Annotated in this window: 22 protein-coding genes; 6 read left to right on the top strand and 16 right to left on the bottom strand. The window is 65.2% G+C overall.

Features of this window, described 5'->3' with window-relative positions; all coding sequences use genetic code 11:
* Positions 1-5 precede the first annotated feature (5 nt).
* Positions 6-3,638: an EAL domain-containing protein gene (locus tag AC1Q64_RS14715; RefSeq protein WP_492251842.1), complete on the top strand. Its 3,633-nt coding sequence runs from the start codon at positions 6-8 to the stop codon at positions 3,636-3,638.
* Between the two features lie 121 nt (positions 3,639-3,759).
* Here AC1Q64_RS14715 and mmsB read toward each other — a convergent pair whose 3' ends face one another.
* From mmsB to AC1Q64_RS14665, 10 genes are all read right to left on the bottom strand, one after another.
* Entirely contained in the window at positions 3,760-4,683 is a 924-nt protein-coding gene (gene mmsB, locus AC1Q64_RS14710; RefSeq protein ID WP_492251908.1) for a 3-hydroxyisobutyrate dehydrogenase, read from the bottom strand.
* Between the two features lie 113 nt (positions 4,684-4,796).
* Positions 4,797-5,270: a TfoX/Sxy family protein gene (locus AC1Q64_RS14705; protein WP_291439351.1), complete on the bottom strand. Its 474-nt coding sequence runs from the start codon at positions 5,268-5,270 to the stop codon at positions 4,797-4,799.
* A 63-nt stretch (positions 5,271-5,333) separates the two neighbouring features.
* Positions 5,334-6,500, bottom strand: a complete 1,167-nt coding sequence (locus AC1Q64_RS14700) for an acyl-CoA dehydrogenase family protein (RefSeq protein WP_492251841.1) — start codon at positions 6,498-6,500, stop codon at positions 5,334-5,336.
* 54 nt (positions 6,501-6,554) lie between these two features.
* The gene (locus AC1Q64_RS14695; RefSeq protein WP_291437800.1) at positions 6,555-6,935 is read right to left on the bottom strand and encodes a lysozyme inhibitor LprI family protein; all 381 of its coding nucleotides are present in this window, start codon (positions 6,933-6,935) and stop codon (positions 6,555-6,557) included.
* Between the two features lie 202 nt (positions 6,936-7,137).
* Positions 7,138-8,661 (bottom strand): CoA-acylating methylmalonate-semialdehyde dehydrogenase, encoded by a 1,524-nt coding sequence (locus AC1Q64_RS14690; protein ID WP_492251840.1) that lies wholly within the window; start codon positions 8,659-8,661, stop codon positions 7,138-7,140.
* A gap of 251 nt (positions 8,662-8,912) precedes the next feature.
* A complete protein-coding gene (locus AC1Q64_RS14685; protein ID WP_492251839.1) occupies positions 8,913-9,968 on the bottom strand; it encodes a Bug family tripartite tricarboxylate transporter substrate binding protein in 1,056 nt (351 codons plus the stop codon).
* A 68-nt stretch (positions 9,969-10,036) separates the two neighbouring features.
* The gene (maiA, locus tag AC1Q64_RS14680; RefSeq protein ID WP_291437797.1) at positions 10,037-10,675 is read right to left on the bottom strand and encodes a maleylacetoacetate isomerase; all 639 of its coding nucleotides are present in this window, start codon (positions 10,673-10,675) and stop codon (positions 10,037-10,039) included.
* A gap of 15 nt (positions 10,676-10,690) precedes the next feature.
* Positions 10,691-11,398, bottom strand: coding sequence for a fumarylacetoacetate hydrolase family protein (locus AC1Q64_RS14675; RefSeq protein ID WP_492251838.1), 708 nt, complete (start codon positions 11,396-11,398; stop codon positions 10,691-10,693).
* A gap of 85 nt (positions 11,399-11,483) precedes the next feature.
* Positions 11,484-12,617, bottom strand: a complete 1,134-nt coding sequence (locus AC1Q64_RS14670) for a cupin domain-containing protein (RefSeq protein ID WP_291437795.1) — start codon at positions 12,615-12,617, stop codon at positions 11,484-11,486.
* Positions 12,618-12,688: 71 nt separating this feature from the next.
* Entirely contained in the window at positions 12,689-13,891 is a 1,203-nt protein-coding gene (locus tag AC1Q64_RS14665) for a 3-hydroxybenzoate 6-monooxygenase (protein ID WP_492251837.1), read from the bottom strand.
* Between the two features lie 129 nt (positions 13,892-14,020).
* Between AC1Q64_RS14665 and AC1Q64_RS14660 the strand changes: the two genes are divergently transcribed.
* Both AC1Q64_RS14660 and AC1Q64_RS14655 read left to right on the top strand, forming a co-directional pair.
* Positions 14,021-14,503, top strand: coding sequence for a MarR family winged helix-turn-helix transcriptional regulator (locus tag AC1Q64_RS14660; protein ID WP_492251836.1), 483 nt, complete (start codon positions 14,021-14,023; stop codon positions 14,501-14,503).
* A 4-nt stretch (positions 14,504-14,507) separates the two neighbouring features.
* Entirely contained in the window at positions 14,508-15,410 is a 903-nt protein-coding gene (locus tag AC1Q64_RS14655; RefSeq protein ID WP_492251907.1) for a LysR family transcriptional regulator, read from the top strand.
* Between the two features lie 165 nt (positions 15,411-15,575).
* Here the strand turns inward: AC1Q64_RS14655 and AC1Q64_RS14650 are convergent, their stop codons facing one another.
* The 4 genes from AC1Q64_RS14650 to AC1Q64_RS14635 all read right to left on the bottom strand — a co-directional run bounded on the left by AC1Q64_RS14650 (position 15,576) and on the right by AC1Q64_RS14635 (position 19,755).
* Positions 15,576-16,835, bottom strand: a complete 1,260-nt coding sequence (locus AC1Q64_RS14650; RefSeq protein ID WP_492251835.1) for a hypothetical protein — start codon at positions 16,833-16,835, stop codon at positions 15,576-15,578.
* A 35-nt stretch (positions 16,836-16,870) separates the two neighbouring features.
* Complete coding sequence (locus AC1Q64_RS14645; RefSeq protein ID WP_492251834.1) at positions 16,871-18,658, bottom strand: DUF4384 domain-containing protein; 1,788 nt, start codon at positions 18,656-18,658, stop codon at positions 16,871-16,873.
* A 40-nt stretch (positions 18,659-18,698) separates the two neighbouring features.
* Positions 18,699-19,127, bottom strand: a complete 429-nt coding sequence (locus tag AC1Q64_RS14640) for a hypothetical protein (protein WP_492251833.1) — start codon at positions 19,125-19,127, stop codon at positions 18,699-18,701.
* Positions 19,128-19,281: 154 nt separating this feature from the next.
* Positions 19,282-19,755 carry a hypothetical protein gene (locus AC1Q64_RS14635; RefSeq protein ID WP_492251832.1) on the bottom strand — a complete coding sequence of 158 codons (474 nt, stop codon included), beginning with the start codon at positions 19,753-19,755 and terminating at the stop codon, positions 19,282-19,284.
* A 474-nt stretch (positions 19,756-20,229) separates the two neighbouring features.
* Between AC1Q64_RS14635 and AC1Q64_RS14630 the strand changes: the two genes are divergently transcribed.
* The 3 genes from AC1Q64_RS14630 (at position 20,230) to AC1Q64_RS14620 (ending at position 22,751) form a co-directional block, all read left to right on the top strand.
* Positions 20,230-21,048, top strand: a complete 819-nt coding sequence (locus AC1Q64_RS14630; protein ID WP_492251831.1) for a LuxR C-terminal-related transcriptional regulator — start codon at positions 20,230-20,232, stop codon at positions 21,046-21,048.
* A gap of 148 nt (positions 21,049-21,196) precedes the next feature.
* Positions 21,197-21,967: a sensor histidine kinase gene (locus AC1Q64_RS14625; protein WP_291437787.1), complete on the top strand. Its 771-nt coding sequence runs from the start codon at positions 21,197-21,199 to the stop codon at positions 21,965-21,967.
* Between the two features lie 202 nt (positions 21,968-22,169).
* The gene (locus AC1Q64_RS14620; RefSeq protein ID WP_492251830.1) at positions 22,170-22,751 is read left to right on the top strand and encodes an EF-hand domain-containing protein; all 582 of its coding nucleotides are present in this window, start codon (positions 22,170-22,172) and stop codon (positions 22,749-22,751) included.
* 223 nt (positions 22,752-22,974) lie between these two features.
* Here the strand turns inward: AC1Q64_RS14620 and AC1Q64_RS14615 are convergent, their stop codons facing one another.
* Positions 22,975-23,133: a DUF3309 family protein gene (locus tag AC1Q64_RS14615; protein ID WP_007856361.1), complete on the bottom strand. Its 159-nt coding sequence runs from the start codon at positions 23,131-23,133 to the stop codon at positions 22,975-22,977.
* 233 nt (positions 23,134-23,366) lie between these two features.
* Complete coding sequence (locus tag AC1Q64_RS14610; RefSeq protein WP_291437778.1) at positions 23,367-25,010, bottom strand: DHA2 family efflux MFS transporter permease subunit; 1,644 nt, start codon at positions 25,008-25,010, stop codon at positions 23,367-23,369.

Here is a 25,010-nt window from a genome sequence, read left to right as displayed (position 1 = left end):
ACAGCATGGCAAAGATCCTCGTCGTCGATGACCTCCCCGCCAACCGCGCGCTGGTGGTCACGCTCATCGGGCACAGCGGCCACCAGGCGCTGGAGGCGGCCGATGGCGCCGAGGCGCTGGCCGTGGTCCGTGCCGAGCGGCCGGACCTGGTGATCTCCGACATCCTGATGCCGACCATGGACGGCTTTGAGTTCGTGCGGCAACTGCGCTCCGAGCATGGCCTGGCGGCCACGCAGGTGATCTTTTGCAGCGCGCATTACCAGGAAGAACAGGCCCTGCGCCTTGCCGAGGCCTGTGGCGTCACCCAGGTGCTGTTCAAGCCCTGCGAGCCGCAAGACATCCTGAATGCCATCGAACATGCGCTGACGCAGATCCACCACCAGCCCTCGGTGGCGCTGGAGCACAGTTTTCAGACCCGCCACCTGCAGCTGATGACCGACAAGCTCACCGGCAACATGGCCGAGCTGGAGGCCATGAACCGGCGCCTGTCCGCGCTGACCGATCTGAACCTGCAGCTGGCCTCCGAGCGCGACCCGCAGGTGCTGCTGGCCAACGTGTGCCGGGGTGCGCGCGAGCTGGTGGGCGCGCAGTACGCCGTGTTGTGCGTGGTGCGCAAGCACAGCGGCGGTGCCATCACCTGCACCAGCGGCATGGACTCGGCCCTTCAGAACAGACCGCTCGATCTGCCTGTGGTGTCGCATGGGCTGCTGGGCCAGCTGCGGGCCCAACGCCGCCCGCAGCGCCTGGCCAATGCAGGGGGCGACCCAGGGGCGATTGGGTTGCCCGCAGACTATCCCCCGGTGCACACGGCGGTGATCGCGCCCATCGTGTCTCTGTCGTTCTCCTACGGCTGGCTGTGTCTGGCCAACAAGCAGGGGGCAGACGCCTTCAGCGCCGACGACGAAAAAATTCTTGCCATTCTGGGCGCGCAGGTGGGGCGCATCTACGAAAACGGCAGCCTGTACCAGGAGGTCCAGCAGCACGCCGACCAACTGCAGGTGCAGGTGCAAGAGCGCCAGCGGGCCGTGGATGCGCTGCATGCCAACAAGGCCAGCCTGCGCCGGGCCCAGGTGCTGGCCAAGATATCCCACGTCATCAGCGGGCCAGACGGAGCCTTTGAGAGCTGGCTGGACACCTTGCCCGACATGCTGGGGCTGGATGAAAGCGCCATGCCCCGCTCGGCCCGCGACTGGCTGGCGCTGGTACACCCCGACGACCGCGACATGTTCCGCCGCCATGCGCTGCAGGCAGCGCACCTGGGCGCGCGCATGGACTTTACCTACCGCGTCGTACGTGGCGACGGGCAGCCGCTGTACCTGCGCCAGGTGATGGAGCCCCTGGAGGACGATGCGGGCCGGGGCGATCTGGGCCGCTGGTTCAACACCATCCAGGACATCACCAAGGAAAAGCGGGCCGAAGAAGAACTGCACGAAAGCGACCGCCGCTTCAACGACATGCTCGACAACGTCGAGATGATCTCGCTGATGCTGGACTGCGAAGGACGCATCACCTACTGCAACGACTACCTGCTGCGGCTGACGGGCTGGCAGCGTGACGAAGTGTTTGGCCGCAACTGGTTCGATCTGTTCGTGCCACCCGAGATGGGCGATGTGCGCAGCGTTTTTGCCGACGTGCTGGCCGACCGGCCGTCGGCCTGGCACTACGACAACGAGATACGGACCCGCTCGGGCGAGCGGCGCCTGGTGCACTGGAACAACACCGTGCTGCGCTCGGTGGGTGGACAGGTGACAGGGGTGGCGGCCTTGGGTGAAGACATCACTGCACGCCGTGACGCCGAGCGCCGCATCAAGCGCCTTAACCGCGTGTACGCCGTGCTCAGCGGCATCAACACCCTGATCGTGCGCGTGCGTCGGCGTGACGAGTTGTTCCGCGAGGCCTGCCGCATCGCAGTGGAGCACGGCCAGTTCAAGATCGCCTGGATCGGCCGTGTGGATCACTCCCTGCAAGAGGTGGTGCCAGTGGCGCTCGCCGGGGCCGGGGCGGAGTTCCTCATGCATGTGCGGCGCCGGTTGTGGCTCAGCGAAACCCCCCGAGAGGGTGAAAGCCTGAGTGCCAGCGTGGTACGCACCCAGCAGGCCGTGGTGTGTGAAGACATTCAGAGCGATCCGCGCATCCTGGTTCCCCGGGAGCTGGCCGCGCGCGGCGTGGCGTCGATGGCGGTGTTGCCATTGCTGGTGGCACACGAGGTGGTGGGCGTGATCGCTCTCTTTGCCGACGAAGCCGGGTTCTTTGACGATGACGAGATGCATCTGCTGACCGAGCTGGCGGGCGACATTGGCTTTGCCATGGACCACCTCGACAAGGAAGAGCGGCTGAACTACCTGGCGTACTACGACGACATCACCGGTCTGCCGAACCGCACCCTGTTCCTGGAGCGCAGCGGCCAGCACCTGCGGCCGCGCGAGGGGGCCAAGGTGCTGCTGGGTATAGGTCTCATGGACATCAGTCGATTTCGGTTCGTCAACGACACCCTGGGGCGCCAGGAGGGGGACGAACTGCTCAAGCAGGTGGCGCAGCGGCTGCAGCAAGCGGCGGGCGATGCGTACGACGTGGCGCGCATTGGCGTCAACAGCTTTGGCATCGCCGTGACCGACGCGCGCGACGCGGGCGCGGTGGCGCAGGCGCTGGACGGACTGATGCGGGCCTGTTTTGAGGCCCCCTTTGTGCTGGGTGGCACCGAGCTGCGCATGGCCGCCAAGGCCGGTGTCGCGCTGTACCCCATGGATGGTGCCGATGCAGAAACCCTGCTGCGCAATGCCGAGGCAGCGCTCAACAAGGCCAAGGCATCGGCCGACAGCTTGCTGTTCTACACCTCGGAGATGAACACCCGCGTGGCGGAAGCCCTGAGCCTGGAGGGCCGCCTGCGCGACGCACTGGAGCAGGGCCAATTTGTGCTGCACTATCAGCCCAAGCAGCACCTGGCTACGGGCGCCATCGCCGGGGCCGAGGCCTTGATCCGCTGGAACGACCCGCGCCGAGGGTTGGTGCCACCCGCGCAGTTCATCCCCATTCTGGAAGAAACCGGCCTGATCTACGACGTGGGCCGCTGGGCGCTGCGCCAGGCCCTGGCTGACAACCTGCGCTGGCGCCAGGCGGGGCTGGCGCCCCTGCGGGTCGCCGTCAATGTGTCGTTCTTGCAGCTGCTGCACCGGGGCTTCATTGCCGAGGTGCGAGACGCCGTGGCCCACGATGCCGGGGCGGCTGCGGGGCTGGAGCTGGAGATCACCGAAAGCATGGTCATGGACGATGTGCAGCACAGCACCGCCAGCCTGCATGCGCTGCGCGAGATGGGCATCACCATCGCCATCGACGACTTTGGCACGGGGTTTTCGTCCCTGAGCTACCTGGCGAAACTTCCTGTGGACACGCTCAAGATCGACCGGTCCTTCATCCTGAACATGACCTCGGGCCCGCAGGGATTGGCGCTGGTCTCCACCATCGTCAACCTGGGGCACTCGCTGGGGCTGGAGGTGGTGGCAGAAGGAGTGGAGACCGAGGACCAGTCCCGACACCTGGCGCTGCTGGGCTGCGATGAGATCCAGGGATACTTGCTGAGCAAGCCGGTACCTGCCGAGGTGTTTGAGGCGCAGTTCCTCCAGACCCTGCTGGCGAAATAGCGGGCAAAAAAATGCCGACCAGCAGGTCGGCATGGTGGGTGCGGCGTGGGGCCTTCGGCTGATGAAGGGCCGTCGCAAAGATCGGCAGCGCCCTAAAACTTCAGCCTTCAGCCTTCAGCCTTCAGCCTTTTTGCACCATCTTGATAATGCTGGAGAAGTCCAGCGCGCCGTGGCCCGCCAGGCTGTGCGCCGCATACAGATTGCGCGCCATGCCCCCCAGCGGCGTGGCCGCCTTCACCGCCATCGCGTTCTCCTGCGCCAGGCCTAAATCCTTGAGCATCAGGTCCGTTCCAAACCCTCCCGCATAGCCTTTGCTGGCAGGCGCGGTTTCCATCACGCCGGGGAAGGGGTTGTACTTTTCCAGCGCCCAGTTGCCGCCCGAGCTGCGGCGCATGATTTCGCTCAGCACCTTGGGGTCCAAACCGTTGGCCACGCCCAGGGCAATGGCTTCGCTGGTGCCTGCCATCAGGATGCCCAGCAGCATGTTGTTGCAGATCTTGGCCGTCTGGCCTGCGCCCACGGCGCCTGCGTGGAAGATGTTGGCGCCCATTTTTTCGAGCACGGGGCGGGCGCGTTCCAGGTCGGCAGTGTCGCCACCCACCATGAAGGTGAGCGTGCCCGCAATGGCGCCGCCGGTGCCGCCCGACACAGGCGCGTCGATAAAGGCCACGCCCTTGGCCTTGGCAGCCTCGGCCACCTTGCGGGAGGTGGCGGCAGCGATGGTGGAGCAGTCGATGATCAGCGTGCCCGCAGGCAGCTGGGCCAGCAGCTCGCCCGCGCCGAGGAACAGGCCTTCCACATGCTGGCTGGCGGGCAGCATGCTGATGACGACTTCGGCGCCTGCGACTGCCGCCTTGGCGTCGGTGGCGATGGGCACGCCGTCTGCGGCCAGCTTGTCGCGCGCGGGCTGTGAGAGGTCAAACGCGCGCACTTCGTGGCCTGCCTTGTGCAGGTTGTGTGCCATGGGGCCGCCCATGTTGCCCAGGCCGATGAATGCGATTTTCATGGTGTGTTGCTCCTTGCTGTCGTTGTGATGGTGGTGAATGAAAAACTATGAATTTGATAGCTTCTTGCGCTTATCCAATAAGCGCTAGAAGCCCAAAAGGCTTGAAGTTTGGTGGGTGGCGCTGGTTGGGTCTGCTGGTTCGCTTGGGCACATCAGTCATCGGCTTCGAAGATGCTGTGTTTCTTCTTGGCTGTGGTGGATGCTGGGACTTTGCCGGTGCCTTTCTTTGTGGCGGGCGCCTTCTTGGTAGCCGCCGGGGCGTTGGCTTTGGCCTTGCGGGGCGGCGTGGCCTTGGCAAAGGGGTTGTAGGCCAGCGCTTCGTCCACCCAATACGTCCACTGCGCCCGCGTGGCGTAGCCGTTGGGCTCCACCCAGAAGTAGCCCTTCATGCCGCCGCCGGGTGAGAGCTCGCGGGTGTTCTGCATCTCCTGTAGCGCGCCATGGCGCTCGGGCGGCAGGCGCACCAGCAGGTCTTCGCGCTTGATGCCAATGCACAGCTTGCCGTCCACAAAGAAGCAGTAGCAGCCAAACATGGTCCGCTCGTCCACGTCGCTGCGGTGAGCGAGGGCCGTGCGCACGGCGTCGATCAGGTGCAGGGTTTCGTCAGACAGCGGGCGTGCAGGCATGGTCAGGGGGAAATATGCCGGTAGCGCTAGTGGAATATGCCTCGTCAGCTATCAATATAGTAGCTATCGGATGGCCTCTGTTGCATCCCCATCCAGCATGCGCCGCGCAATGATGACCCGCATGATTTCGTTGGTGCCTTCCAGGATCTGGTGCACGCGCGCGTCGCGCAGCAGGCGTTCCAGCGGGTATTCGCGGATGTAGCCGTAGCCGCCGTGCAACTGCAGGGCGTCATTGATGACGGTGAAGCCTGCGTCGGTGGCAAAACGCTTGGCCATGGCGCAATAGGTCGATGCATCGCGGGCACCGGCGTCGAGCTGGCTGGCGGCCAGGCGCACCATCTGGCGGGCGGCGACCAGCTCTGTCGCCATGTCGGCCAGCTTGAACTGCAGCGCCTGGAAGCTGGCAATCGGTTTGCCAAACTGCTTGCGGTCTTGCATGTACTGCTGGGCGGCGTTGAGCGCGCCTTGCGCGGCGCCCACGGAGCAGGTGGCGATGTTGATGCGGCCTCCGTCCAGGCCCTTCATGGCGATCTTGAAGCCCTCGCCCTCCTGGCCCAACAGGTGGTCGGCGGGGATGCGCACGTTGTCAAAGCTGATGGTGCGCGTGGGCTGGCTGTTCCAGCCCATCTTGTGTTCCTTTTTGCCATAGGTGATGCCTGCTGTGTCTGCAGGCACCACAAAGGCGCTGATGCCGCTGGCGCCCGAGGCAGCATCGCCTGTGCGGGCCATGAGCACCAGCACGTCGGTGCTGCCTGCGCCGCTGATGAAGGCCTTGCTGCCGTTGATGACGTATTCGTTGCCCACCAGCTCGGCACGGGTCTTGAGCGAGGCGGCGTCGGAGCCTGCGCCGGGCTCCGTCAGGCAGTAGCTGGCGAGTTTTTCGCCGGTTGTCAGCAACGGGCCCCAGTGGTCGCGCACGGCGGGCGTGGCCCAGGTGCCCAGCATCCAGGTGGCCATGTTGTGGATGGTGATGAAGGCAGTGGTGCTGGGGTCGATGGCAGCCATTTCCTCGAAGACCAGCGTGGCGTCCAGGCGGGGCAGGGCGAGGCCACCTGCCGCTTCGGGCGCGTACAGGCCACAAAAGCCCAGCTCGCCTGCTTTGGCGATGGCTTCCTTGGGGAAGATGCCTTCGGCGTCCCATTGGGCGGCATGGGGCGCGAACTCGGCCTGCGCAAAGTCGCGGGCCGTCTGGGCAAAGGCGCGTTGTTCTTCGGTGAGCTCAAAGTCCATGGTCGGTGTCTCTGGTGTCGCTTGTCGTTGTTGGTGCTTGCGTGTCTTGGGCGCTCAGGGCTTGGCGGACGGGTGGTCCAGCGTCAGCCAGCGCATCAGGCCCTTGCGGCGAGCCTGGGTCTCGGTCGTCAGGCACTCGTGGTACAGGCGCGGCCACTGGGGCTGCGATTCGCTGCTGCGCTGCGCCTGCTTGCAGCGGGTGGTGCGCTCGCGCTGCCAGGCGGTGTGTTCCTGCCGCAGCTGGGGCCGCTCGTGGGCCGACAGCGCGCGCATCACGTCGCCGTAGAGGATGGCGATCTCGGTATCGGCCGCCTGGAAGGCTTGCACGGCGCAGGCGTTGGTCTCACCCACGGTGCCGCCGGGCGTGCAAGCGGCCCCGGCCTGTGCGTGGGCGTCGATACCCATCAGCATCACGCAAGCAGCACTGAATACCATGGGCCATCCCCGCATCGTTGTCTTGAAGGTTTGCATGCCCCGCTTTTACCACCGACCACAGCGAAAAAAACTGGCGCGGCCAAAAGCGCGGCAGCCGCCCAAGGGCCGCCAGTCCTCGTTTCAGGCGCTGGCTGTGTCCCCCTTTCCCGCATCGCACAGCGATGCAGAGAAAAGGGGGGAAGCGGCGCAGCCGCTCAGGGGGTTACTTCAAGCTGATTGTGGTGTTCACACCATGCGAAATGGTGCTGTCATCAAACCAGCGTGCCGTCACGGTCTTGGTCTGCGTGTAGAACATGATGACCTGCTTGCCGTAAGGGCCCAGGTCGCCCAGCTTGGACGCACGCGAACCCGAGAACGAGAACAGTGGCACGGGCACAGGGATTGGCACGTTGATGCCGACCTGGCCCACGTCGATCTCTTCCTGGAACTTGCGGGCTGCTGCACCCGACTGGGTGAAGATGGCGGTGCCGTTGCCGTTGGGGTTGGCGTTGATGAATTCGATGGCTTCATCAATATCGGCGGCGGGCACCAGGGCCAGCACGGGGCCAAAGATTTCCTGGTCGTAGATGGCCATGCCGGGCTTGACGTTCGAGAAGATCGTTGGGCCGACGAAGTTGCCCTTTTCATAGCCGGGCACCGTGGGCTTGCGGCCATCGAGCTCCAGCGTGGCGCCGTCGGCAATGCCTCGTTCGATCAGACCCTCAACGCGGGCGAGGGCGGCGCAGGACACCAGCGGGCCCACATCGGTGCCCTTTTCGGTGCCGCCGTTGACCTTGAGCGTCTTGGCCTTGGCCACCAGCTCGGGAATCCACTTTTGTGCCTCGCCCACCAGCACCACCACCGGCAGGGCCATGCAGCGCTGGCCAGCGGCGCCAAACGATGCACCGGCAATCGCGTTGAGCGTTTGCTCCTTGTTCGCGTCGGGCAGGATGATGGCGTGGTTCTTGGCGCCCATCATGCATTGCGCACGCTTGCCGGCCAGGGTGGCGCGGTTGTACACATGGGTGCCCACCTTGGTGGAGCCCACGAACGACACGGCCTTGATGTCCTTGTGGTCGCAGATGGCGTTCACGGCCATTTCGCCGCCGTGGATCACGTTCAGCACGCCAGGGGGGATACCGGCTTCCAGGGCCAGTTCGCACAGGCGCATGGTCACCATGGGGTCTTGCTCGGAGGGCTTGAGCACGAAGGTGTTGCCCGTGGCGATGGCCATGGGGAACATCCACAGCGGGATCATGGCCGGGAAGTTGAACGGGGTGATGCCCGCGCACACGCCCAGCGGCTGCAGCAGGGTGTAGGTGTCCACGCCACCAGCCACGTTGTTGGCCAGCTCGCCCAGTTGCAGGTTGCCGATGCTGGCGGCGTGTTCAACCACTTCGAGGCCGCGGAACACGTCACCTTCGGCGTCCGGCAGGGTCTTGCCTTGTTCGGCAGTCAGGATCGCGGCCAGCTCGGCCATGTTTTCGCGGATCAGCTGCTGGTATTTGAGGAAGATGCGGGCGCGGGTGCCGATGGGGGTCTTCTTCCAGGTCTTGAACGCTTCCTTGGCCGAGGCGACAGCGGCATCGATTTCTTCGGCCGTGGCAAACGGCACGCGGGCCAGCACCTCTTGCGTGGCGGGGTTCACCACGTCGCGCCACTCGGTGGTCTTGGATTCGACGAACTGGCCGCCGATCAGCAGCTTGACGGTGGGGGCCAGTGCGGCCACGTTGGTGGGTGCGTTCATGGGTTTTGTCTCCTGGGGAAAGTGCGGGCAAGGCGCCCAAAGCTTCGCCATGGTAGCTGTGCGAAATTGCTCGTGCAATAGAGAAAATTGCACTTTGTTTTTGCATATTTGCACATCGATGCCATGTGTGCACCGCCCCATGGCAAAGCGCCCACCTGCAGCCTTGACCATGTGACCGGTGCAAGGACGGGGCGGGCGTGATGGGTGCGAGAGTCCCTGGCCGGGTTGAGGGGGGCAGCGCCCCGTGCCCGTTACTCCAGGCTGATGTTGGCTTTCTGGATCAGCAGCTTGTACTGCTCGGACTTCACCCCTGCCTGGCGCTGGATCTCCTCGACCGACCATGACAGCGGCTCGAACGCAAAGGTGTTGAATTTCTCGCGCACCTCGGGCTCTTGCAGCACCTTGAGCACATCGGCGTGGATCTGGGCGCGCACCGGTGCGGGCACGCCTTTGACGGCCAGCAGCGATACAAACGAGTTCACATCCACCTGCGCGGGGCCACCAGCCTCGGCGAGGGTAGGCACATCGGGCAGCTGCGCAATACGGCGGGGGCCGGCCACAGCCATGTAGCGGATCTTGCCGGCCTTGTAGATGCCCTGGCTGGACGGAATGCTGGCCAGGCTCCAGGCTGGGTCGCCATTGGCGACGGAGGTGAACAGCTGGCTGACCTCGCGGAATGGAACATGGGTCATCTGCGTGCCCGCCACCAGGTCCAGCCACTCGCCACCCAGATGGCCTGGGCTGCCTACGCCCCACGAGCCGTAGCTCACCGCGCCCTGGCCCTTCTTGGCGGCCGCAATCAGGTCGCCCACACTCTTCCAGGGGGACTGTGTGGGCACGGCAACCAGGAACGGCGTGCGGAACAGCGGCGCCACCGGGTCAAAGACCTGCAGCGTCTGGAAGTTGCGCTGCTTGTACAGGTGGGGCAGGGCAGACAGGTGTTCGCTGTCGAGCTGCAGCAGGGTGTGGCCGTCGGGGGCGCCGCGGCGCGCGGCCTCGATGGCGATGAAGCCACCGCCGCCGGGGCGGTTGTCCACCGTCACGCTTTGCTTCCAGGCCACCGACAGCTTGTTGGCCACCAGGCGCAGCACAGCATCAGGGCCGCTGCCGACGGCGAAGGCAGTGACCACGGTGACTGGCTTGCTGGGAAAGGCGGGCGCGTTGCCCTGTGCCCAGGCCAGGCCGGTGGCGCTGGCACTGCCCAGCAGTAGCGCTGCGACCGCGAGGGTGCGGCGGCGCAGGCCGCGCTGCGGGACCAGGGTGGCGTGGTGGTGGGGCGCCGAAGTGGCGGACGGGAAGGCTGGCATGGTTTGTCTCCGGGTTGTAGTGATGAATGCGGGTGTGCCGGTAGAAAGGCTGCGGTGTCTTGGCAGCCTCAGGCGTCTGGCTGGGCCCCAGGGGTCGCACGGGCAAAGGCGGGCAGTTCGGCGCAAGCGGCATCCACTGCACGAATGAGGGGCCAGGCGGCCATGTCTACGCCGAAGCGGCGGGCGCTTTCAACCTGCGGAATCAGGTACACGTCGGCCAGGCCAGGCGCACCGCCATAGCAGTAGCTGCCGCGTGTGGTGTCCTTGGCCAGCAGGGCTTCGATGGCGTCAAACCCGGCGGTGATCCAGGTGGCGCACCAGGCGTTGATGGCGGCTTCGTCCGCGCCGAACTGCTTGCGCAGGGTTTGCAGGATGCGGCGGTTGTTGATGGGGTGCACGTCGCAGCCCACGATGGCGGCCAGCGCACGCACCTGGGCGCGGGCCAGCGGATCGGCGGGCAGCAGCGTGGGCGTGGGATAGCGCTCCTCCAGCCATTCGATGATCGCGGGGGACTGGATGAGCACCTGGTCGTTGTCAAGCTCCAGCGCTGGCACCAGGCCCTGCGGGTTGATGGCCTTGAACGGTGCCTGGGCCTGTTCGTCCACACGCAGGTCCACGGGCACGTAGTCGGGAGTGAGGCCCTTGAGGTTGAGAGCGATGCGCAGGCGGTGGGAGGTGCCGCTGCGGAAAAAGCTGTAAAGCTTCATGGTGTGGTCCTCGGTTTATGCGGGCTGGCCCACGGTCAGCGCGATCTCGCCCACACCTTCCACGCGGCCGGTGATGTGGTCGCCGGGCACCACGGCACCCACGCCTTCGGGTGTGCCGGTGTAGATCAGGTCGCCGGGCTGCAGGTGATAGAACAGCGAGAGGTCGGCGATGATCTCGCGGATGTTCCAGATCAGTTTGTCCACGTTGGACTGCTGTTTGACCGTGCCGTTGACCGACAGCTCGATCACGCCGGACTCGATCACCTTGCCCGGCATGGGTACCACCTCGCTGGCCACGGAGGATTGCTCCACGTCCTTACCCAGGTCCCAGGGGCGGCCCTTGTCGCGCGCTACCAGTTGCAGGTCGCGGCGGGTCATGTCGAGGCCGCAGGCGTAGCCATAGATGTACTCATGCGCCTGCTCGGCCGGGATGCGGAACCCGGCCTTGCCAATGGCCACGATCAGTTCCATTTCGAAGTGGTAGTTCTGCGTCTCGGGCGGGTAGGCCACGGTGGCGCCCGATTCGGTCAGCGTCTGGGGGGCCTTGGTGAAGTAGAACGGGCGCTCCACGCTTTTGTCCACGGGTCGGCCCATTTCGACGGCATGCGCGTGGTAGTTGCGGCCCACAAAAAACAGGCGGTGGATGGGCAGGCGCTGCGCGCCGCCGCGTACCGGCAATGATTGAACGGGCGGTGGGGTCCAGAGATAAGAGGTAGCAGTCATCGGGGCTTCCGGTCAGAGATAGGGTGTGCAAGGCCGACCTGCGTGGGCGGGCAGGCGCTGCAAGAAATGAATAGGACGGGTTGTGTCAGGCCGGCTCCACCTGTTCGCGCCAGGCATGCACGGCTTCAAAAATGGGCGTGTCGCTGAAGCGGAACAGGTCCAGCGAGGTCTGGTCCGCATCGCACTGGGCGGTGAAGGGTTGCCAGGACGGCACCACAAACATGTCGCCACGGCGCACCTGCCATTGGTGGTCGCCCACCTTCACGGTGCCCTGGCCGTCAAACACCTGGAACACGGACGAGCCCACCTCGCGGCGTGTGCGGGTGGTGGCGCTGCTGCGCACACGGTGCATTTCGCAGCGGATGGTGGGTAGCACGTCGCGGCCATTGGTAGGGTTGGTGTAGCGCACGGCGGCGTGGCCGGGGCTCAGCGTGGCAGGGTGGCCTTCGGCTTCCAGGGCCAGTTGTTCGTTGAGTGCTTTGTCGGTGTCCACCCAGCGGTAGGCCAGCATCGGCGTGACGGGCTGGTCCTGCAGCTGGGACACCGGGCGCAGGCCTGGATGCGCCCACAGGCGTTCGGAGCGTGAGAGCACTGGCGTGATGCGCTCTGCCGCGCTGATGGCGTCGCGCCCCACCTCGAAGAACTGGGACTCGGTGTAGTACGCGAACGGAATGTCCAGCCCGTCGATCCAGGCCATGGGCTTGTCGGCGGCGTTGTGGTGGGCGTGCCAGTTCCACCCGCCCTGCGGCAGGAAGTCGCCGCGCGACATGCGCACCGAGTCGCCGTTGACCACCGTCCACACGCCTTCGCCCTCCACGATGAAGCGGAAGGCGTGTTGTGTGTGGCGGTGCTCGGGGGCGTCTTCGCCAGGCATCAGGTACTGGATGGCCGCCCACAGCGTGGGTGTGGCAAACGGCCGGCCGCCCAGGGACGGGTTGGCCAGTGCTATGGCCCGGCGCTCGCCACCACGCCCCACGGGTACGATGCGGCCCGCCTCATCGGCCAGCGGCACCAAGCGGTCCCAGCGCCACAGATGGGCACTGGCCTTGCTCTGCGGATGGGGGGGCATCAGGTCGCCGATCTGCGTCCACAGCGGCACCAGCATCTCCTGCTCAAAGCCACGGTACAGCTGCTCCAGCGCAGGCGTGGGCTCGGGTTGCCCTGGGGCAGCCACGGCAGACAGACGAACGGGTGACGGTACGGTATCCATCGCGCTCATGGGAGGTCCTTGGGTGAATGGGAGGGGAGGAGTGAGAGGGTGTGAGCGAGTGGGCAGGGCGCCCGGCCTGCTCAGTCGGCCAGGCAGTTGTCCACCTTCCAGCCGTACAGCCATTCCATCGCGTCGTAAAAGCGCTCGGGGCTGCGGCCCTTCCAGAGGTCGTTGCGCACCAGGCGCTCCACGCCCTGGGCGTGGAAGATGCGGCCCATTTCGCGTGCCGAAAGCACCACGCGTGCGGTGCGGGCGATGCGCGAGCGCTCATACAGCACCAGCGCCTGGGGGAAGTCCTGGTTGCAACGCTTGAGGGCTTCGCCCAGCGTCACGGCGTCTTCCAGCGCCATGCAGGCGCCCTGTGCCAGGTATTGCAGCGTGGGGTGGGCGGCATCGCCCAGCAAGGTGGCGCGGCCAAAGGTCCACTGGCCAATGGGCTCGCGGTCAGCCGTGGCCCAGCGCTTCCAGCTTTTGGGCATGTCGATCAGCTGGTGGGCGCGCGGGCAGCAATCGCGGTAGTAGCTCTGCACCTCTTCGCGGCTGCCTTCGCGCACGCCCCATTCCTCCTGCTCGCGGCTGTGGAAGGTCACCACCACGTTGTACTGCTCGCCGCCGCGCAGGGGGTAGTGCACCAGGTGGTAGTTGGGGCCGACCCAGATGCTGGCAGCGTTCCAGCGCAGGTCTTCAGGGAAGTCATTTTTTTCGACCACGGCGCGGTACACCACATGGCCCGACACGCGGGCTGCGTCGCCCACGTATTGCTGGCGCACGACGGACTTCACACCGTCCGCACCAATCAGGGCCTGGCCCTGGTGTGCCACACCGTGCTGGTCGTACACCGTGACGGTGTCGCCTGTTTGCTCCACGCGCTCGATGCGTGTGCCGGTCAGTGTCTCAATGTTGCCGTGCGCTTTGGCCCCCTCCAGCAGCGATGTGTGGATGTCCGCGCGGTGGATCACGGCGTACGGGTTGCCAAAACGTTGGCGAAAGGCCTCGCCGGTGGGAATGCGGCCGACAAGGCGCTCGTCCAGCGCGTCGTGCATCACCATTTCGTCGGTGTAGACCGCGCGGGCCCGCGCCAGCTCGCCAATGCCCAGGGCGTCAAACGCGGCAAAGGCGTTGGGGCCCAGCTGGATGCCCGCGCCGATCTCGCCGAGCTGGGGGGCTTGCTCCAGCACCTTGACCGCGTACCCCTGGCGCGCCAGCGCCAATGCAGCCGCCACGCCACCGATGCCGCCACCGGCGACCAGGACGGGGGCCGTGGGAGTGTTCAAAACTGTCATTGCTGCTGTCTCCATCGTTTGTGCCACTGATTTGAATCAATAAGCCGTGTACACATAAAAAGTACACTGATGATTAGTGTAGGGCCTAAAATGATCCCGATCAAGATCGGTAAAAACCCTTAAGTCCCCATGTCCGTAGAGATCGACAACCTCCCTGGTTTCCATATCCGCCGCCTGCAGCAGATCGCCGTGGCTGTGTTTCTGGAGGAGACACAGGCCAGCGGCATCACACCGGTGCAATACGCCGCGCTACATGCCGTCGGACGCGAGCCAGGCATTGACCAGCGAACGCTGGCACGCACCATCGGCTTTGACACCTCCACCATTGGTAGCGTGATCGACCGCCTGGAGTCGCGGGGCCTGATGCAGCGCAACGCCCACCCCGAGGACCGGCGTGTACGTCTGCTGACCATCACGGCAGACGGGCAGCGTCTGCTGGAGGAGGTGGAGCCCGGCATGCTGCGCGCGCAGGAGCGCATGCTCGAACCCCTGGCGCCTGAGCAGCGCGCGGTGTTCATGGACATGTTGCGCACGCTGGTCCGCGGAAACAACGCGCTCAGCCGCGCGCCCAGCGAGCCGTTGGATGAGCGCGCCCCACGGCGTGCGCGGTGACCCCATGGACTGGGACAACCTGCGCTACTTTCTGGAGCTGGCCCGCGCCGGCACGCTGGTGGGGGCCGCGCGCCGCCTTGCGGTGGACCACACCACGGTGGCGCGCCGCCTGCAGGCGCTGGAAAAACAGGTGGGCTCCGCCCTGTTTGCGCGCGAAGCGGGCGGCCACCGGCTGACCGAGGCCGGGCGCGCACTGCTGCCCCAGGTCGAAGCCATGGAGGCCGCCTTTCTGGCGGTGGAAAACGCCGCCCCCGGCGTGCGCCAAGGCTTGCACGGCCTGGTACGCATTGGCACCACCGAAGGTTTTGGAAACCTCATCCTGGCGCCGCAGCTGGCGCGGTTTGCGCTGGACCACCCCGGTCTGGTGGTGGACCTGCTGGCCTTGCCGCGCCTGGTGCACCTGTCGCGCCGCGAGGCGGACATCGTCATCTCGCTGGAGCGCCCGGCGCGCGGCGCGGTGGTGGTCGTGAAGCTCACCGACTACGTGCTGCAACTGTATGGAGCACGCAGCTACCTGCAGCGCCATGCGGCCATCCACACGCCAGACGACCTGCGGGGCCACACGTTCATCAGTTATGTGGACGACCTGCTGTTCAGCAAGGAGCTGCAGATCCTGGACGAACTGCACCGCCCCGCGCATTTCGCGCTGCGCAGCACCAGCATCCTGGCGCAATACGAGGCCGCCCGCGTGGGGGCGGGGCTGGCCGTACTGCCTGCCTTTGTCGCAGCCCAAGACCCCTCACTGGTGCCCGTGCTGCCGGGCGTGGCACGGTTTCAGCGCACCTTCTGGATGTCCATGCCGGGCGACAACAAGCACGTGGCCCGCATGCAGGCCACCTGGGCGTTTTTGCGCGAGGCGGTGGCGGCGCAGCAGGGGTTGTTGTTGTCTGCGTCTGTTGCTATCTAATTGATAGCTAATGAGGCAGTTTTGACTAGCGCTACAAGTCCGTTGAACTCAATTTACCGTCTTTGAGGCCGCTGCTCGGCTGGAGTCCATGCCTGTCGGGCGCGCTTCGAGAGTGCTCGGATTTCTGGGCTGGTACTGCGTGTCTGCCCCCAGTTTCGGGCCGGCCTAACGACGCAATACTTGTCCAGGCGTTCGCCACTGCAATGGCACCATGTCATAAAGAGGACTGGGTTCTCGCTGCCAGCCGCTGGGTGCTGCAGCGGTGGTCACGCTGGGGGACGAGCCGTTGGTTCCGATGTGGAGACTGGCGAGTTGCTGCATCCATGTGACATCGATGGCCCCGCCTTGCAAAGGCCTGGAAAAGATCAGCTCCAGCATTTTGCGGGCCTGTGGGTCGCCGCTGCTTGCTGCCACCTGGTACAGGCGCACGGCCTCGGTGTAGTTGGCGGGTATGCCGTCGCCACGGTGGTAGCGCTGGGCCTCCGCGTACCAATCTGCGGCACTGTAGCGGGCTGATCGGGTGCGGGCGTTGGGGCCGCTCTGGATGCGGCGGGCCAGAAGGCTGGCGTTGGCTGCGGCGGCCTCAGACTTTGCAGACGCTGATTGAAACTGGACCAACGCCTGGTCGAGATCGCCGCTGGCGATGAACTCCAGCCCCAGTTCGTTGCCAGCCTGCGCATTGCCTGCACGCACGGCTTGCGTCAACAGTTTTTGCAGCGGGGGGCTGGTCGTCACTGGGGCCACCGAGCCGGGGTATCGGTCTGGTGACGACGTACGGGGCTCGGCCAATGGAGCCAGTGCCTTGGCCGCATGCCATTCGAGGTATTTGGCAAGCCCTGGATCGGTACGGCCCACCAGTGCTATCCAGTGCATGGCGGTTGATGGGTTGGGGGCTGCCACACAGCCGCTGAGCTGGCACCATGCGAGGCCCGCAGGAGCAAGAGGATGGCTGAGCATTTGCGCGCGTTCAAACCAGTGCTGGGCCTGCGCCGGGTCTGCGGGCATGGCCAGGCCATGCAGCGCCAGCAGCCCCAGCAGCCACGCCGCATCGGCAGGCGTCAGGTCGTCCGATGACCGCGTCGTGGGGGCAGGGGGGGAGCGCGGCTTGCGCGTCGGCACCCCATCGCGTTGCGCGGCGCTGCGAAGTTTTTGCAACATCTTCTCCTGCATGGGGTCGTCATACCCGGGCACCTGGGGGGACGCCGCGTTCAGGTTGGCGCGATCAATGATGGTGGAGTCCGCGGGCGTGGGAAGCGCTCGCACCGATGCCAGCGCAGGTGCTGCAGTCACCACCGCCATTACCAGGCACGCTGCACCCGAGGCCTGCGCCACTGCGCCATGGATTGCGCGCCATATGCCATGCGGTGCGTGTGCCCCACCAAGGGTGGAATGCGTGCGCGCCGTGGTCGCCGGGGTGGTGGTCATCGCGTTCGCCTGCGCATTGCTTTACCGACGGTGTGTCACTTGCGTGGGGCGGGTTGCGCAGGCGCGGCGGCTGCAGCGGGCAGGGCCCGGCGTGGAATGACTTGCCAGTACACGGCATTGCCGGTGTAGCCATCGGTGCCCCAGGCGGTGGCGAAGGCTTCGTTCAAGCGCTCCAGCGCCCGGTAATTAGGGATGGGCTTGAGCGGCGGGCCGCGCAGCGCTTCGGGCAAACGGGGCGTGCTGTCCTCGTCGGTGGCAAAGCAGGCCACACCCTCGGTGCCGGGGCTGGCTGCGTCCATGATGAAGCCGGGGTTGGGGCTCATCCAGTCGGGGATGCGTATTGCCTGGTTGGCGGACACCCAGCCGGTGGTGTTGGCCTGGTTGGGCAGCAGGCGGATGACCGTGCCGGTGGCATCGGCCAGAAAACACTGCAGGTAGGAGGCGCGCGACACCGTGGCCGACAAGAAGACCTGTTCACCCACCTCGAACGCGGTGCGCTCCAGCAACACGTTCTCGATCTGCAGATCGATGCTGCGCGCAGGCGGCGGGTCTCCGTACTTTGCCGCCCCCGGATTGCTCCTCAGCACACTGACTGCAGCATCGGGCGTGGCGGGCCCGGCTGCGATGTGCTGCACGGGTTCTGCATGCGTGCTGGCCCAGCCAATGCGGGCCAAGGTGCCGTCTGCGGAGAGGCCGACAAAGTGGCGCAGCGCCCGTTCGTAGGTCGCAAAGTCCACCACACCGGTTACCACCATACCGTTGTCCGCTTGAAAGCGCGCCAGTGCCTTGCGCAGCGCAGGATCGTTGTCCGGCACGGGTTGCGCGACGGGTGCGAGGTAGCCCCGGCTCACCAGCGAGCGCGCAATGAGCTGGGTGCGCACGGCGGGTGAGCCTTCGTCAAACCAGTCGCGCAGCTGCCGCTGAAAGTCCGGGTGGTTTTGCTCCAGCGTCAGGCATTGCCAGTAAGGCACCCGGGCCCATTTGCCAATGAGTTCGATGGTGGCCAGGTCCACCAGTGTGCGCACTGCACTGCCGGAGCCCTGGGTGTAGTCACGCCCCACGTTGAACTGCACGCCATAGGTACCGATGCGCCCCGCCAGGTCGATGCCCTGGCCGCCGTTGCCAATGATGACTTCGTTGGCGGAATCCAGGCCGGGTATCAGCGTGCGGGTGCGAAAGTCGCCCAGGTGCATCTCCAGACCGATGATGGTGGCGTTGCGGCTTTGGCTGTAGCCCATGTCGATGCGGGGGCCGGAGAGCCCGGTGTCAAACCGGTTGTTGATCACGTTCTGGTCCACGAACGAGATGGCACCCGACAGGTACAGCGCGGGCCGCTGCAGCTGCATCTGGTTGTTGTTGAGCAAGATGGTGGTGAGGTTCTGCACCGTGTCCTGGCGCGCGATGTCCACCTCGTAGTCCACAAAGCGGAACGCATTGCTCAGGCGCGACATCTGGGACAGTGCCGTGATCACCATGTCCTTGGTGGCCACGGTGACGCGGGTGGAGTAGTCGGGAATCTGTTTGCTGGTGATCAGTGTGGTGGGCAGCTGTGCGTCGCGCAGCATGTGGTCCATGCACATCAACGAGTCGGAAAAGCTGGAGATGGAACGGGTAGGGCGCACCACGGGGCGGTCGGTGATGGAAGCGAGGCTCTGAAATTCCTGGTCCTTGCGCGGGTCCCTGGGCGTGGCACAGCCGGCCAGTCCGAGCCCGATGGCAAGCCAAAGCACCCCACGGATCGCGCGCGCCAGGGGGCGTGGGGTGCGAGGGCGTAGTGGGCGAGAGCATGCGGGCATGGCGGGGCTCGGCGGGGTGGGCGGCATGTTCTCTCTCCTGGGGGCCGGGCGCATGGCGCCTGACCTGTTACTTGCAGATATTGACGAGATCGCCGCGCAGCACCACCACCTGCGGCGCTTGGTTGGGACCGTACTTGGCCGATCCCGTGGTGTTGGCAGACACGGTGTTGCTTCCCACCTCCTGGACGCAGGTCTTTTGCATACCCTGTGCATTGGCCGTGGTGACCACGTCGTTATTGGTCAGCACGCCGGTGGTGTCGTCTGAGAAAGCCTTGGCCTCGTAGCGGGCGATGCGGGCGCGTAGCCACGATGGCATGGTGTTGCTGCCGTCCAGTCCCGTCGAGGCTGCCACTTGCCCTGTGGGCTGCATCTGGACCGAGAGCTTCTTGGTCAGGATGACCGGGTCTTCCCCGGGGGCTTGCGCCCACGCGGGGCCTGGCATCAGGCCGCAGGCCGTGAGCAAAGCTGCGCATGGCGCCAGAAAACCTGTGTTCATGGAACACCTCCTATGGTGAGAATGAGGGGCCCACCCGCCGCGCTGCTGGTGGCAGCCTTGCCGGTGTGCCCCTGGCACGAACTCATCCGGGCACTGATGTGTTGCCGGAATCAGACCCTCGCAGGTCTATTCACCAGCCGAGCTGGTGCCGATCTCAGTGGGGCCAGCCGGCGGGCTTGGTGGGCTGGCAGGTGAAGCAGGCGTTGTTGGAGGCAATGTTTTGCACCGCCTTGCTGTTGCTGCCGCTGGAGAGGTTGTTGACCGATGAGTTGATCATCGAGGTGAATTGGCTGGAGTTGCCAATGATGGTGACTTCGCCCACGTTGGATGACAGGTTCTGGCTGGCGTAGGCTTCGCTGCCGCTGGCGGTGTTGGTCACGTTCCCGCCAAAGCCCGTTACCGTCTGGGTCGAGTTGCCACTGATGGTGACGTTGCCGGTGTTGGAGGCGAGGTTCTGGAAGGCTTCGCTCTTGGAGCCCGTCGAGTTGTTGTTGACGGACACCGATGTCAGGGATACCGACTGCGTGGAGTTGCCGGTGATGGTGATGTCCGGAGTGGAAGGGACCGGACCGGTGGCCATGGCGGCGGAGGCGATGACGCTGAGCGTGATGAAAGCAAGGGTTTTCATGACAGATCCTTCAAGGATGACTTCTACACTGGCTGCAATCGCAGCGAACCTGCGATGCAGAGGGGGTTGGACGGTGCTTTCGGGCCTGGTTTTTTGAGTACCGGTGGCCGTTAGGCGCTGTCGGAGTTCAGTGTGCGAGCCGATGCGATTTGTGCGAATACGCCGAGCGGGCTACCTCATACAGCGCAGCGGTTCAATCCTTTAACCCGCGCAAAGCCTGTGCCAGCGAGGCTTGGCAGTCCGCACCCCATGAGACCGGGCGAAGAAAATCAGGTAGTAACAAATTGCTACTTGTGCAACATTGCCAAATTAATTTGGACCCTGCAACTTATTTGGCGCACTGTGTGCGCTGCCGTACAGAGGGGCATGAGGGCGTTGGACAACATGCATATGAACGCAAGAGTTGCATGCAGATGCATCAACCGACAGGCCCACTCCGTCGGAGCCCACCATCACATCCGCAGGAGTTCACGCATGAGCAGCAGTTGGCAGGTCGATGCACCATTGCAAACGTTGGTGTCTTCAGCATTGCTTTCGCCGCAGAGTGCGCGCGACCTTGCATCGCTGCCGTCGGGCCAGTTCGAAACGTATTCCAATCCGCCATCGGTCTGGCCGGCTTTTCTCACCGGGCAGGAGGCCAACCCGGTGCGTGTCCTGCTGGTGGACGACGATCCGCACATCCGCCAGGTGATTGCGCGGGAGCTCATGGCCGATGCCCGCACGTTGCTGGTGGCGCAGGCGGGCAGTGTCCGCGAGGGGCGCAAGGCCATCAAGAATCACGAGTTCGATGTGCTCCTGGTGGACCTGAACCTGGGCGACGGCGACGCGTTTGATCTGCTGCACTATGTGAAGCCCGTGCGTCCATCGGCCCAGGCGGTCGTGATCTCGGTCATGGAAAACGATGAGCAGGTCCTGCGGGCCTTCGAATTGGGGGCCACGGGGTATGTCGGCAAGAACTCGTGGTTCGGCAACTATTCGCAAGCGGTGCTGCAGGTGGCCAATGGTGGTGCCTCCATCACGCCCAACCTGGCGCGGCGGTTGCTGCAGCGGTTTGATCGCACCCACTCGGCCGAAAACAAGCGACGGCAGCCCGATGAGGCAGATCGGCTGTCCACACGGGAGAAAGAAATCCTGCGCCTGGTGGCCAGCGGCTACACCAGCGTCGAGGTGGGATCGCGCCTGCTCATCAGCAGCATGACGGTCAACACCCACCTGCGCAACATCTACCGCAAGCTACAGGTGCGCACCCGTGCCCAGGCCGTGCGCTTTGCTTCGCTGCGGGGGCTCTTTTAACGGAGTGATGCAGGTGGCTGCTGCATGTGCCGGTTGTGCTGTAGCTTGTTGGGCTTGCGATTGCCTGTCCCACCTGAAAAGCCAGGATTGAGCCGTGTTTCGCACACGTCCCCCGTTGTTCGCCATCGTTTGCATATGCATGTGGCTGATGCAGTTGGTACTGCTGGCCGTGGCGTTTTATGGCTATGACGAGGAAAAGCCGTCGGATCGGCAATGGTGGGAGCTGGCCGCCCTGGTGATCTCGGTGGGCCTGGGGGCCCTGCTGTTGGTGCAACTGCCCCGGGCCTTGCAATGGCGACCCAGGTTGCGCGCACGCGCCAGCCCCGAGGTGACGGCAGAGCGGCGGCGCATTGCGCAGGACTTGCATGACAACCTGGGCGCACAACTGGTCTTTGCCATGGCGCTGCTGGAGGCCGAGCCGCCCGCAGTGCGTGAACTCCGTTCGCTGCTCGACAAGTGCATGCTGGACCTGCGACTTGTCGTGGACTCCATGGATGCGGCGGACGAGCCATTTGCTGACCGCCTGGCCCGGCTCCGGCACCGCATCCAGCCCGTGCTCGATCGGCGTGGGATTCGCATGGCGTGGGATGTGCAAATTCCGCCGTTGTCCAGTTTTCCGTATGCCGACAGTGCCATGCACCTGGTTGCCATTGTTCAGGAGGCCTTGAGCAACGTGTTGCAGCATTCGGGCGCCACAGAGGTCGCGGTGGGTGTGCGTTACCGTGCGGGTACCGAGTCCTGGTGTGCCGAAGTCAGCGACAACGGCCGCGGCATGCGGCTTCACTCCAGCGAAGGTGCACTACTGGGCGGCTATGGGGTGGCAGGCATGAACCACCGTGCGCAGATGGCGGGCGGTGACCTGCTGGTGCTGCAGCGCCCCGGTGGGGGAACCTGCATCCGGGTGGTGATGCCGTGCTAGGGTGGTGCGGAGGGCGCGGCGCGCAGCCTAATGTGCGTGGCCTCCGGGTACCCCCTGTCCATCCGCGAAGCTGGGGCGTAAAGCGTTGGCTTTTTGGCCCACCGTACTGGCTGCTCGCCGCTACCCTTGGTCCACTGGGCGATGCGGTGACTTGCGGACAGGTCAAAGGTACCGGGCTGTCGCCACACAGGAGTTCATGGCGATGTCCCCTCTCATTTCCGGCCTCGCATCGGTAGCGTCGATGATTTTCAATGCGGCCTCCAGTGGCGCGGGCAAGGCGTCCGCGCGGCGTGGGGGCGAGGCGGCGGCGCCCGAGCCCTCGGCCGTGGTCAGGCTCAGCGCCGAGGCGCAAACGTTGGTGGGCATGGCGGGGCAGGACGTGCTGGCTACACAGGGGGCATCTGCTGGTTCGGTGACAGCCGTGGGGCGGTCATCTCGCCAGACTACTGCTGCACCACCGGGCGGCCGTGCGGCAGCTGCGGTCTCCAAGGAAGATTTCCAGGCGCTGTTGACGCGGTTTGGCGCGACCGAAGACCAGAAGCAGCAGATCACGGCGGGCTTTGACGCTGACAAGGATGGTGTCATCACCCATGATGAATTCCTCAAGGGGCTTGCCCGCACCAAGGGCCCGCAATCAGGCAGCGATCCGTTTTCGCAAGCCGTGCTGCAGGTGATGGACCGCGCGGGCAACGCCGACGGCACCGTGGCCAAAGACGAGTTTGCTGCGCTCACCTCGGCGTTTGCTCTGGCAGAGCGGCGTACGCCCATGACACGAACTGCCTGAATGGTCTGAACTGGCTGTGGGCGGGCACGGATGCCGCTGGAGTCCTGGTCTGAATCAGGACACTTTGGGTTGCGGCGATACCCCAAAGTAGCAGCCACTGCGCCCGGCTACCGTCAGTCGTACACAACAAAAGGGCCCTGAAAGGGCCCCCTGTGGATGCTCAAAGACGTTGCGGGCGGCGGCAACTTTTTGCCGAGCACCGCTGGCAAACGTCAAAGGTGCGTCATATCCGGCCCATGAGCAGCAGGATGACCAGGATCAGCACCACCAGGCCAATACCGCCGCTGGGTCCGTAGCCCCAAGAGCGGCTGTGGCCCCAGGTGGGCAGGGCGCCGACCAGGATGAGGATCAGAACGATCAGAAGAATCAGCGAGAGTGACATGGCAGTTCCTTGTTGGAGTGGTTTGCGGTGAGTGCATTGTTGGGTGCACCCCGCGAACTGCCCGCAGGTGCCGCGCCCGCAGCGGGGTCAGGGATTTCCGACACCGGCTGTGGGATACATGGGCTATGGCGAGGACGACACCTCGCAGATTCATGTCAAAAATAATAGCTTCCCGCGCTTGTTTGACCAGCGCTTGCAGCCATTTTTTCTTGAAATCTCTGCGCCGATATCGTTCAGTGCGCCCCTGCCGCATCTGCCGCTCCCGCACCGCCGGTGCGTGCGGGGCGCTTGGTCAGCCAGATCAGCGCGATGAGCAGCAGGAACAACCCGGCCGAGCCCAAAAAGATGTCGTTGGCCGCGCGGGTGAACGCCTGCTGGTCGATCAGCCGGTTGATCTGCGCCAGCGCCTGCATCTGCGTGAGGCCTGAGGCCACCAGGCCATCCAGCGTCTGCGCGAACACCCCCTGGCCTTGCACCAGCCCTTCGGTCAGGTGCGCGTGGTGCATGGCGGCGCGGCTCTCCCACAGCGTGGTGGCAATCGACGTACCCATGGCACCGGCGGTGATGCGCACAAAGTTCGACAAACCTGCTGCCGCCGGGATGCGGTCTGGCGACACACCCGCCAGCGTCAGCGTGGTCAGCGGGATGAAGAAGAACGCCATGGCCGCGCCCTGCAACAGCGTGGGGATCAGGATGTGGATGAAGTCCGTCTGCACCGTGAACTGCGAACGCATCCACAGCACCGTGCTGAACACGATGAACGCACCCGTGGCCATGCGGCGCGGGTCCCACTGGCCGACCTTTTTGCCCACCAGCGGCGTGAGCAGGATGGCGAACACGCCCACCGGTGCCAGCGCCATGCCTGCCGAGGTGGCGGTGTAGCCCATCCACTGCTGCAGCCACAGCGGCAGGAGCACCACGTTGCCAAAAAAGAGCGCATAGGCCACCGACAGCGCCAGCGCACCGAAGGTGAAGTTGCGGCCCTTGAAGAGTTTCAGGTCCACCACCGGGTGCTTTTCGGTCAGCTCCCACACCAGAAAGACAGCAAACGCCACCACCGCGACCACTGCCATGGTGATGATCTCGCCTGAGGCAAACCAGTCCAGTTCCTTGCCTTTGTCGAGCATGAGCTGCAGCGCGCCGACCCACAGCACCAGCAGGCTGAGGCCCACGGTGTCAATTGGCAGCTTGCGGATGGGCGTCTCGCGCTTTCGGTAGATGCCCCAGGTCAACGCCCCGGCAAGCAGCCCGACCGGCACGTTGATATAGAAGATCCACGGCCACGAGATGTTGTCGGTGATCCACCCGCCCAAGAGCGGCCCCACCACGGGTGCCACCAGCGTGGTCACCCCCCACAGGGCCAGCGCCGTGCCCGCCAGGGCGCGCGGGTAGCTGGCCAGCAGCAGCGTCTGGCTCAGCGGAATCATCGGCCCAGCCACCAGGCCCTGCAGCACGCGGAAAAAGACCAGCATTTCCAGCGACGACGCAAATCCGCACAGCCAGGAGGTCAGCACGAACAGCAGCACGCTCATGGTGAACAGTCGCACCGCGCCAAAGCGCTGCGTCAGCCAGCCGGTGAGCGGCACCGAGATCGCGTTGGCCACACCAAAGCTGGTGATGACCCAGGTGCCCTGGCCGGGGCTCACGCCCAGGTCGCCGGCAATGGCGGGGATGGAAACGTTGGCGATGGACGAGTCCAGCACGTTCATGAACGTGGCCAGCGACAGCGACAGGGTGCCCAGCAACAGGGCGGTGCCCTGCAGCGGCGGATAGGCAGCAGGCGGCCCGGGTGGGGCTGCTGGTGGCGACACCGCAGCAGGCGCCGCCGGAGCGGGGGGCTGGCCTGCGGTGTCTGCAGTGGGGTTGGCGGCAGTCAT

Source organism: Acidovorax sp. GW835-FHT14G06, from assembly GCF_058793595.1.
Note: the sequence above shows the minus strand (reverse complement) of the source record. Positions and strands in the feature narration are given on the sequence as shown.

Excerpts from the sequence above, each read along its gene's own strand:
- AC1Q64_RS14715 (WP_492251842.1), top strand. The coding sequence starts at position 6 with ATGGCAAAGATCCTCGTCGTCGATGACCTCCCCGCCAACCGCGCGCTG.
- AC1Q64_RS14705 (WP_291439351.1), bottom strand. The coding sequence starts at position 5,270 with ATGCCTGCACGCCCGCTGTCTGACGAAACCCTGCACCTGATCGACGCC.
- AC1Q64_RS14700 (WP_492251841.1), bottom strand. The coding sequence starts at position 6,500 with ATGGACTTTGAGCTCACCGAAGAACAACGCGCCTTTGCCCAGACGGCC.
- AC1Q64_RS14695 (WP_291437800.1), bottom strand. The coding sequence starts at position 6,935 with ATGGTATTCAGTGCTGCTTGCGTGATGCTGATGGGTATCGACGCCCAC.
- AC1Q64_RS14690 (WP_492251840.1), bottom strand. The coding sequence starts at position 8,661 with ATGAACGCACCCACCAACGTGGCCGCACTGGCCCCCACCGTCAAGCTG.
- AC1Q64_RS14685 (WP_492251839.1), bottom strand. The coding sequence starts at position 9,968 with ATGCCAGCCTTCCCGTCCGCCACTTCGGCGCCCCACCACCACGCCACC.
- maiA (WP_291437797.1), bottom strand. The coding sequence starts at position 10,675 with ATGAAGCTTTACAGCTTTTTCCGCAGCGGCACCTCCCACCGCCTGCGC.
- AC1Q64_RS14675 (WP_492251838.1), bottom strand. The coding sequence starts at position 11,398 with ATGACTGCTACCTCTTATCTCTGGACCCCACCGCCCGTTCAATCATTG.
- AC1Q64_RS14670 (WP_291437795.1), bottom strand. The coding sequence starts at position 12,617 with ATGAGCGCGATGGATACCGTACCGTCACCCGTTCGTCTGTCTGCCGTG.
- AC1Q64_RS14665 (WP_492251837.1), bottom strand. The coding sequence starts at position 13,891 with ATGACAGTTTTGAACACTCCCACGGCCCCCGTCCTGGTCGCCGGTGGC.
- AC1Q64_RS14660 (WP_492251836.1), top strand. The coding sequence starts at position 14,021 with ATGTCCGTAGAGATCGACAACCTCCCTGGTTTCCATATCCGCCGCCTG.
- AC1Q64_RS14655 (WP_492251907.1), top strand. The coding sequence starts at position 14,508 with ATGGACTGGGACAACCTGCGCTACTTTCTGGAGCTGGCCCGCGCCGGC.
- AC1Q64_RS14650 (WP_492251835.1), bottom strand. The coding sequence starts at position 16,835 with ATGACCACCACCCCGGCGACCACGGCGCGCACGCATTCCACCCTTGGT.
- AC1Q64_RS14645 (WP_492251834.1), bottom strand. The coding sequence starts at position 18,658 with ATGCCGCCCACCCCGCCGAGCCCCGCCATGCCCGCATGCTCTCGCCCA.
- AC1Q64_RS14640 (WP_492251833.1), bottom strand. The coding sequence starts at position 19,127 with ATGAACACAGGTTTTCTGGCGCCATGCGCAGCTTTGCTCACGGCCTGC.
- AC1Q64_RS14635 (WP_492251832.1), bottom strand. The coding sequence starts at position 19,755 with ATGAAAACCCTTGCTTTCATCACGCTCAGCGTCATCGCCTCCGCCGCC.
- AC1Q64_RS14630 (WP_492251831.1), top strand. The coding sequence starts at position 20,230 with ATGAGCAGCAGTTGGCAGGTCGATGCACCATTGCAAACGTTGGTGTCT.
- AC1Q64_RS14625 (WP_291437787.1), top strand. The coding sequence starts at position 21,197 with ATGCAGTTGGTACTGCTGGCCGTGGCGTTTTATGGCTATGACGAGGAA.
- AC1Q64_RS14620 (WP_492251830.1), top strand. The coding sequence starts at position 22,170 with ATGTCCCCTCTCATTTCCGGCCTCGCATCGGTAGCGTCGATGATTTTC.
- AC1Q64_RS14615 (WP_007856361.1), bottom strand. The coding sequence starts at position 23,133 with ATGTCACTCTCGCTGATTCTTCTGATCGTTCTGATCCTCATCCTGGTC.
- AC1Q64_RS14610 (WP_291437778.1), bottom strand. The coding sequence starts at position 25,010 with ATGACTGCCGCCAACCCCACTGCAGACACCGCAGGCCAGCCCCCCGCT.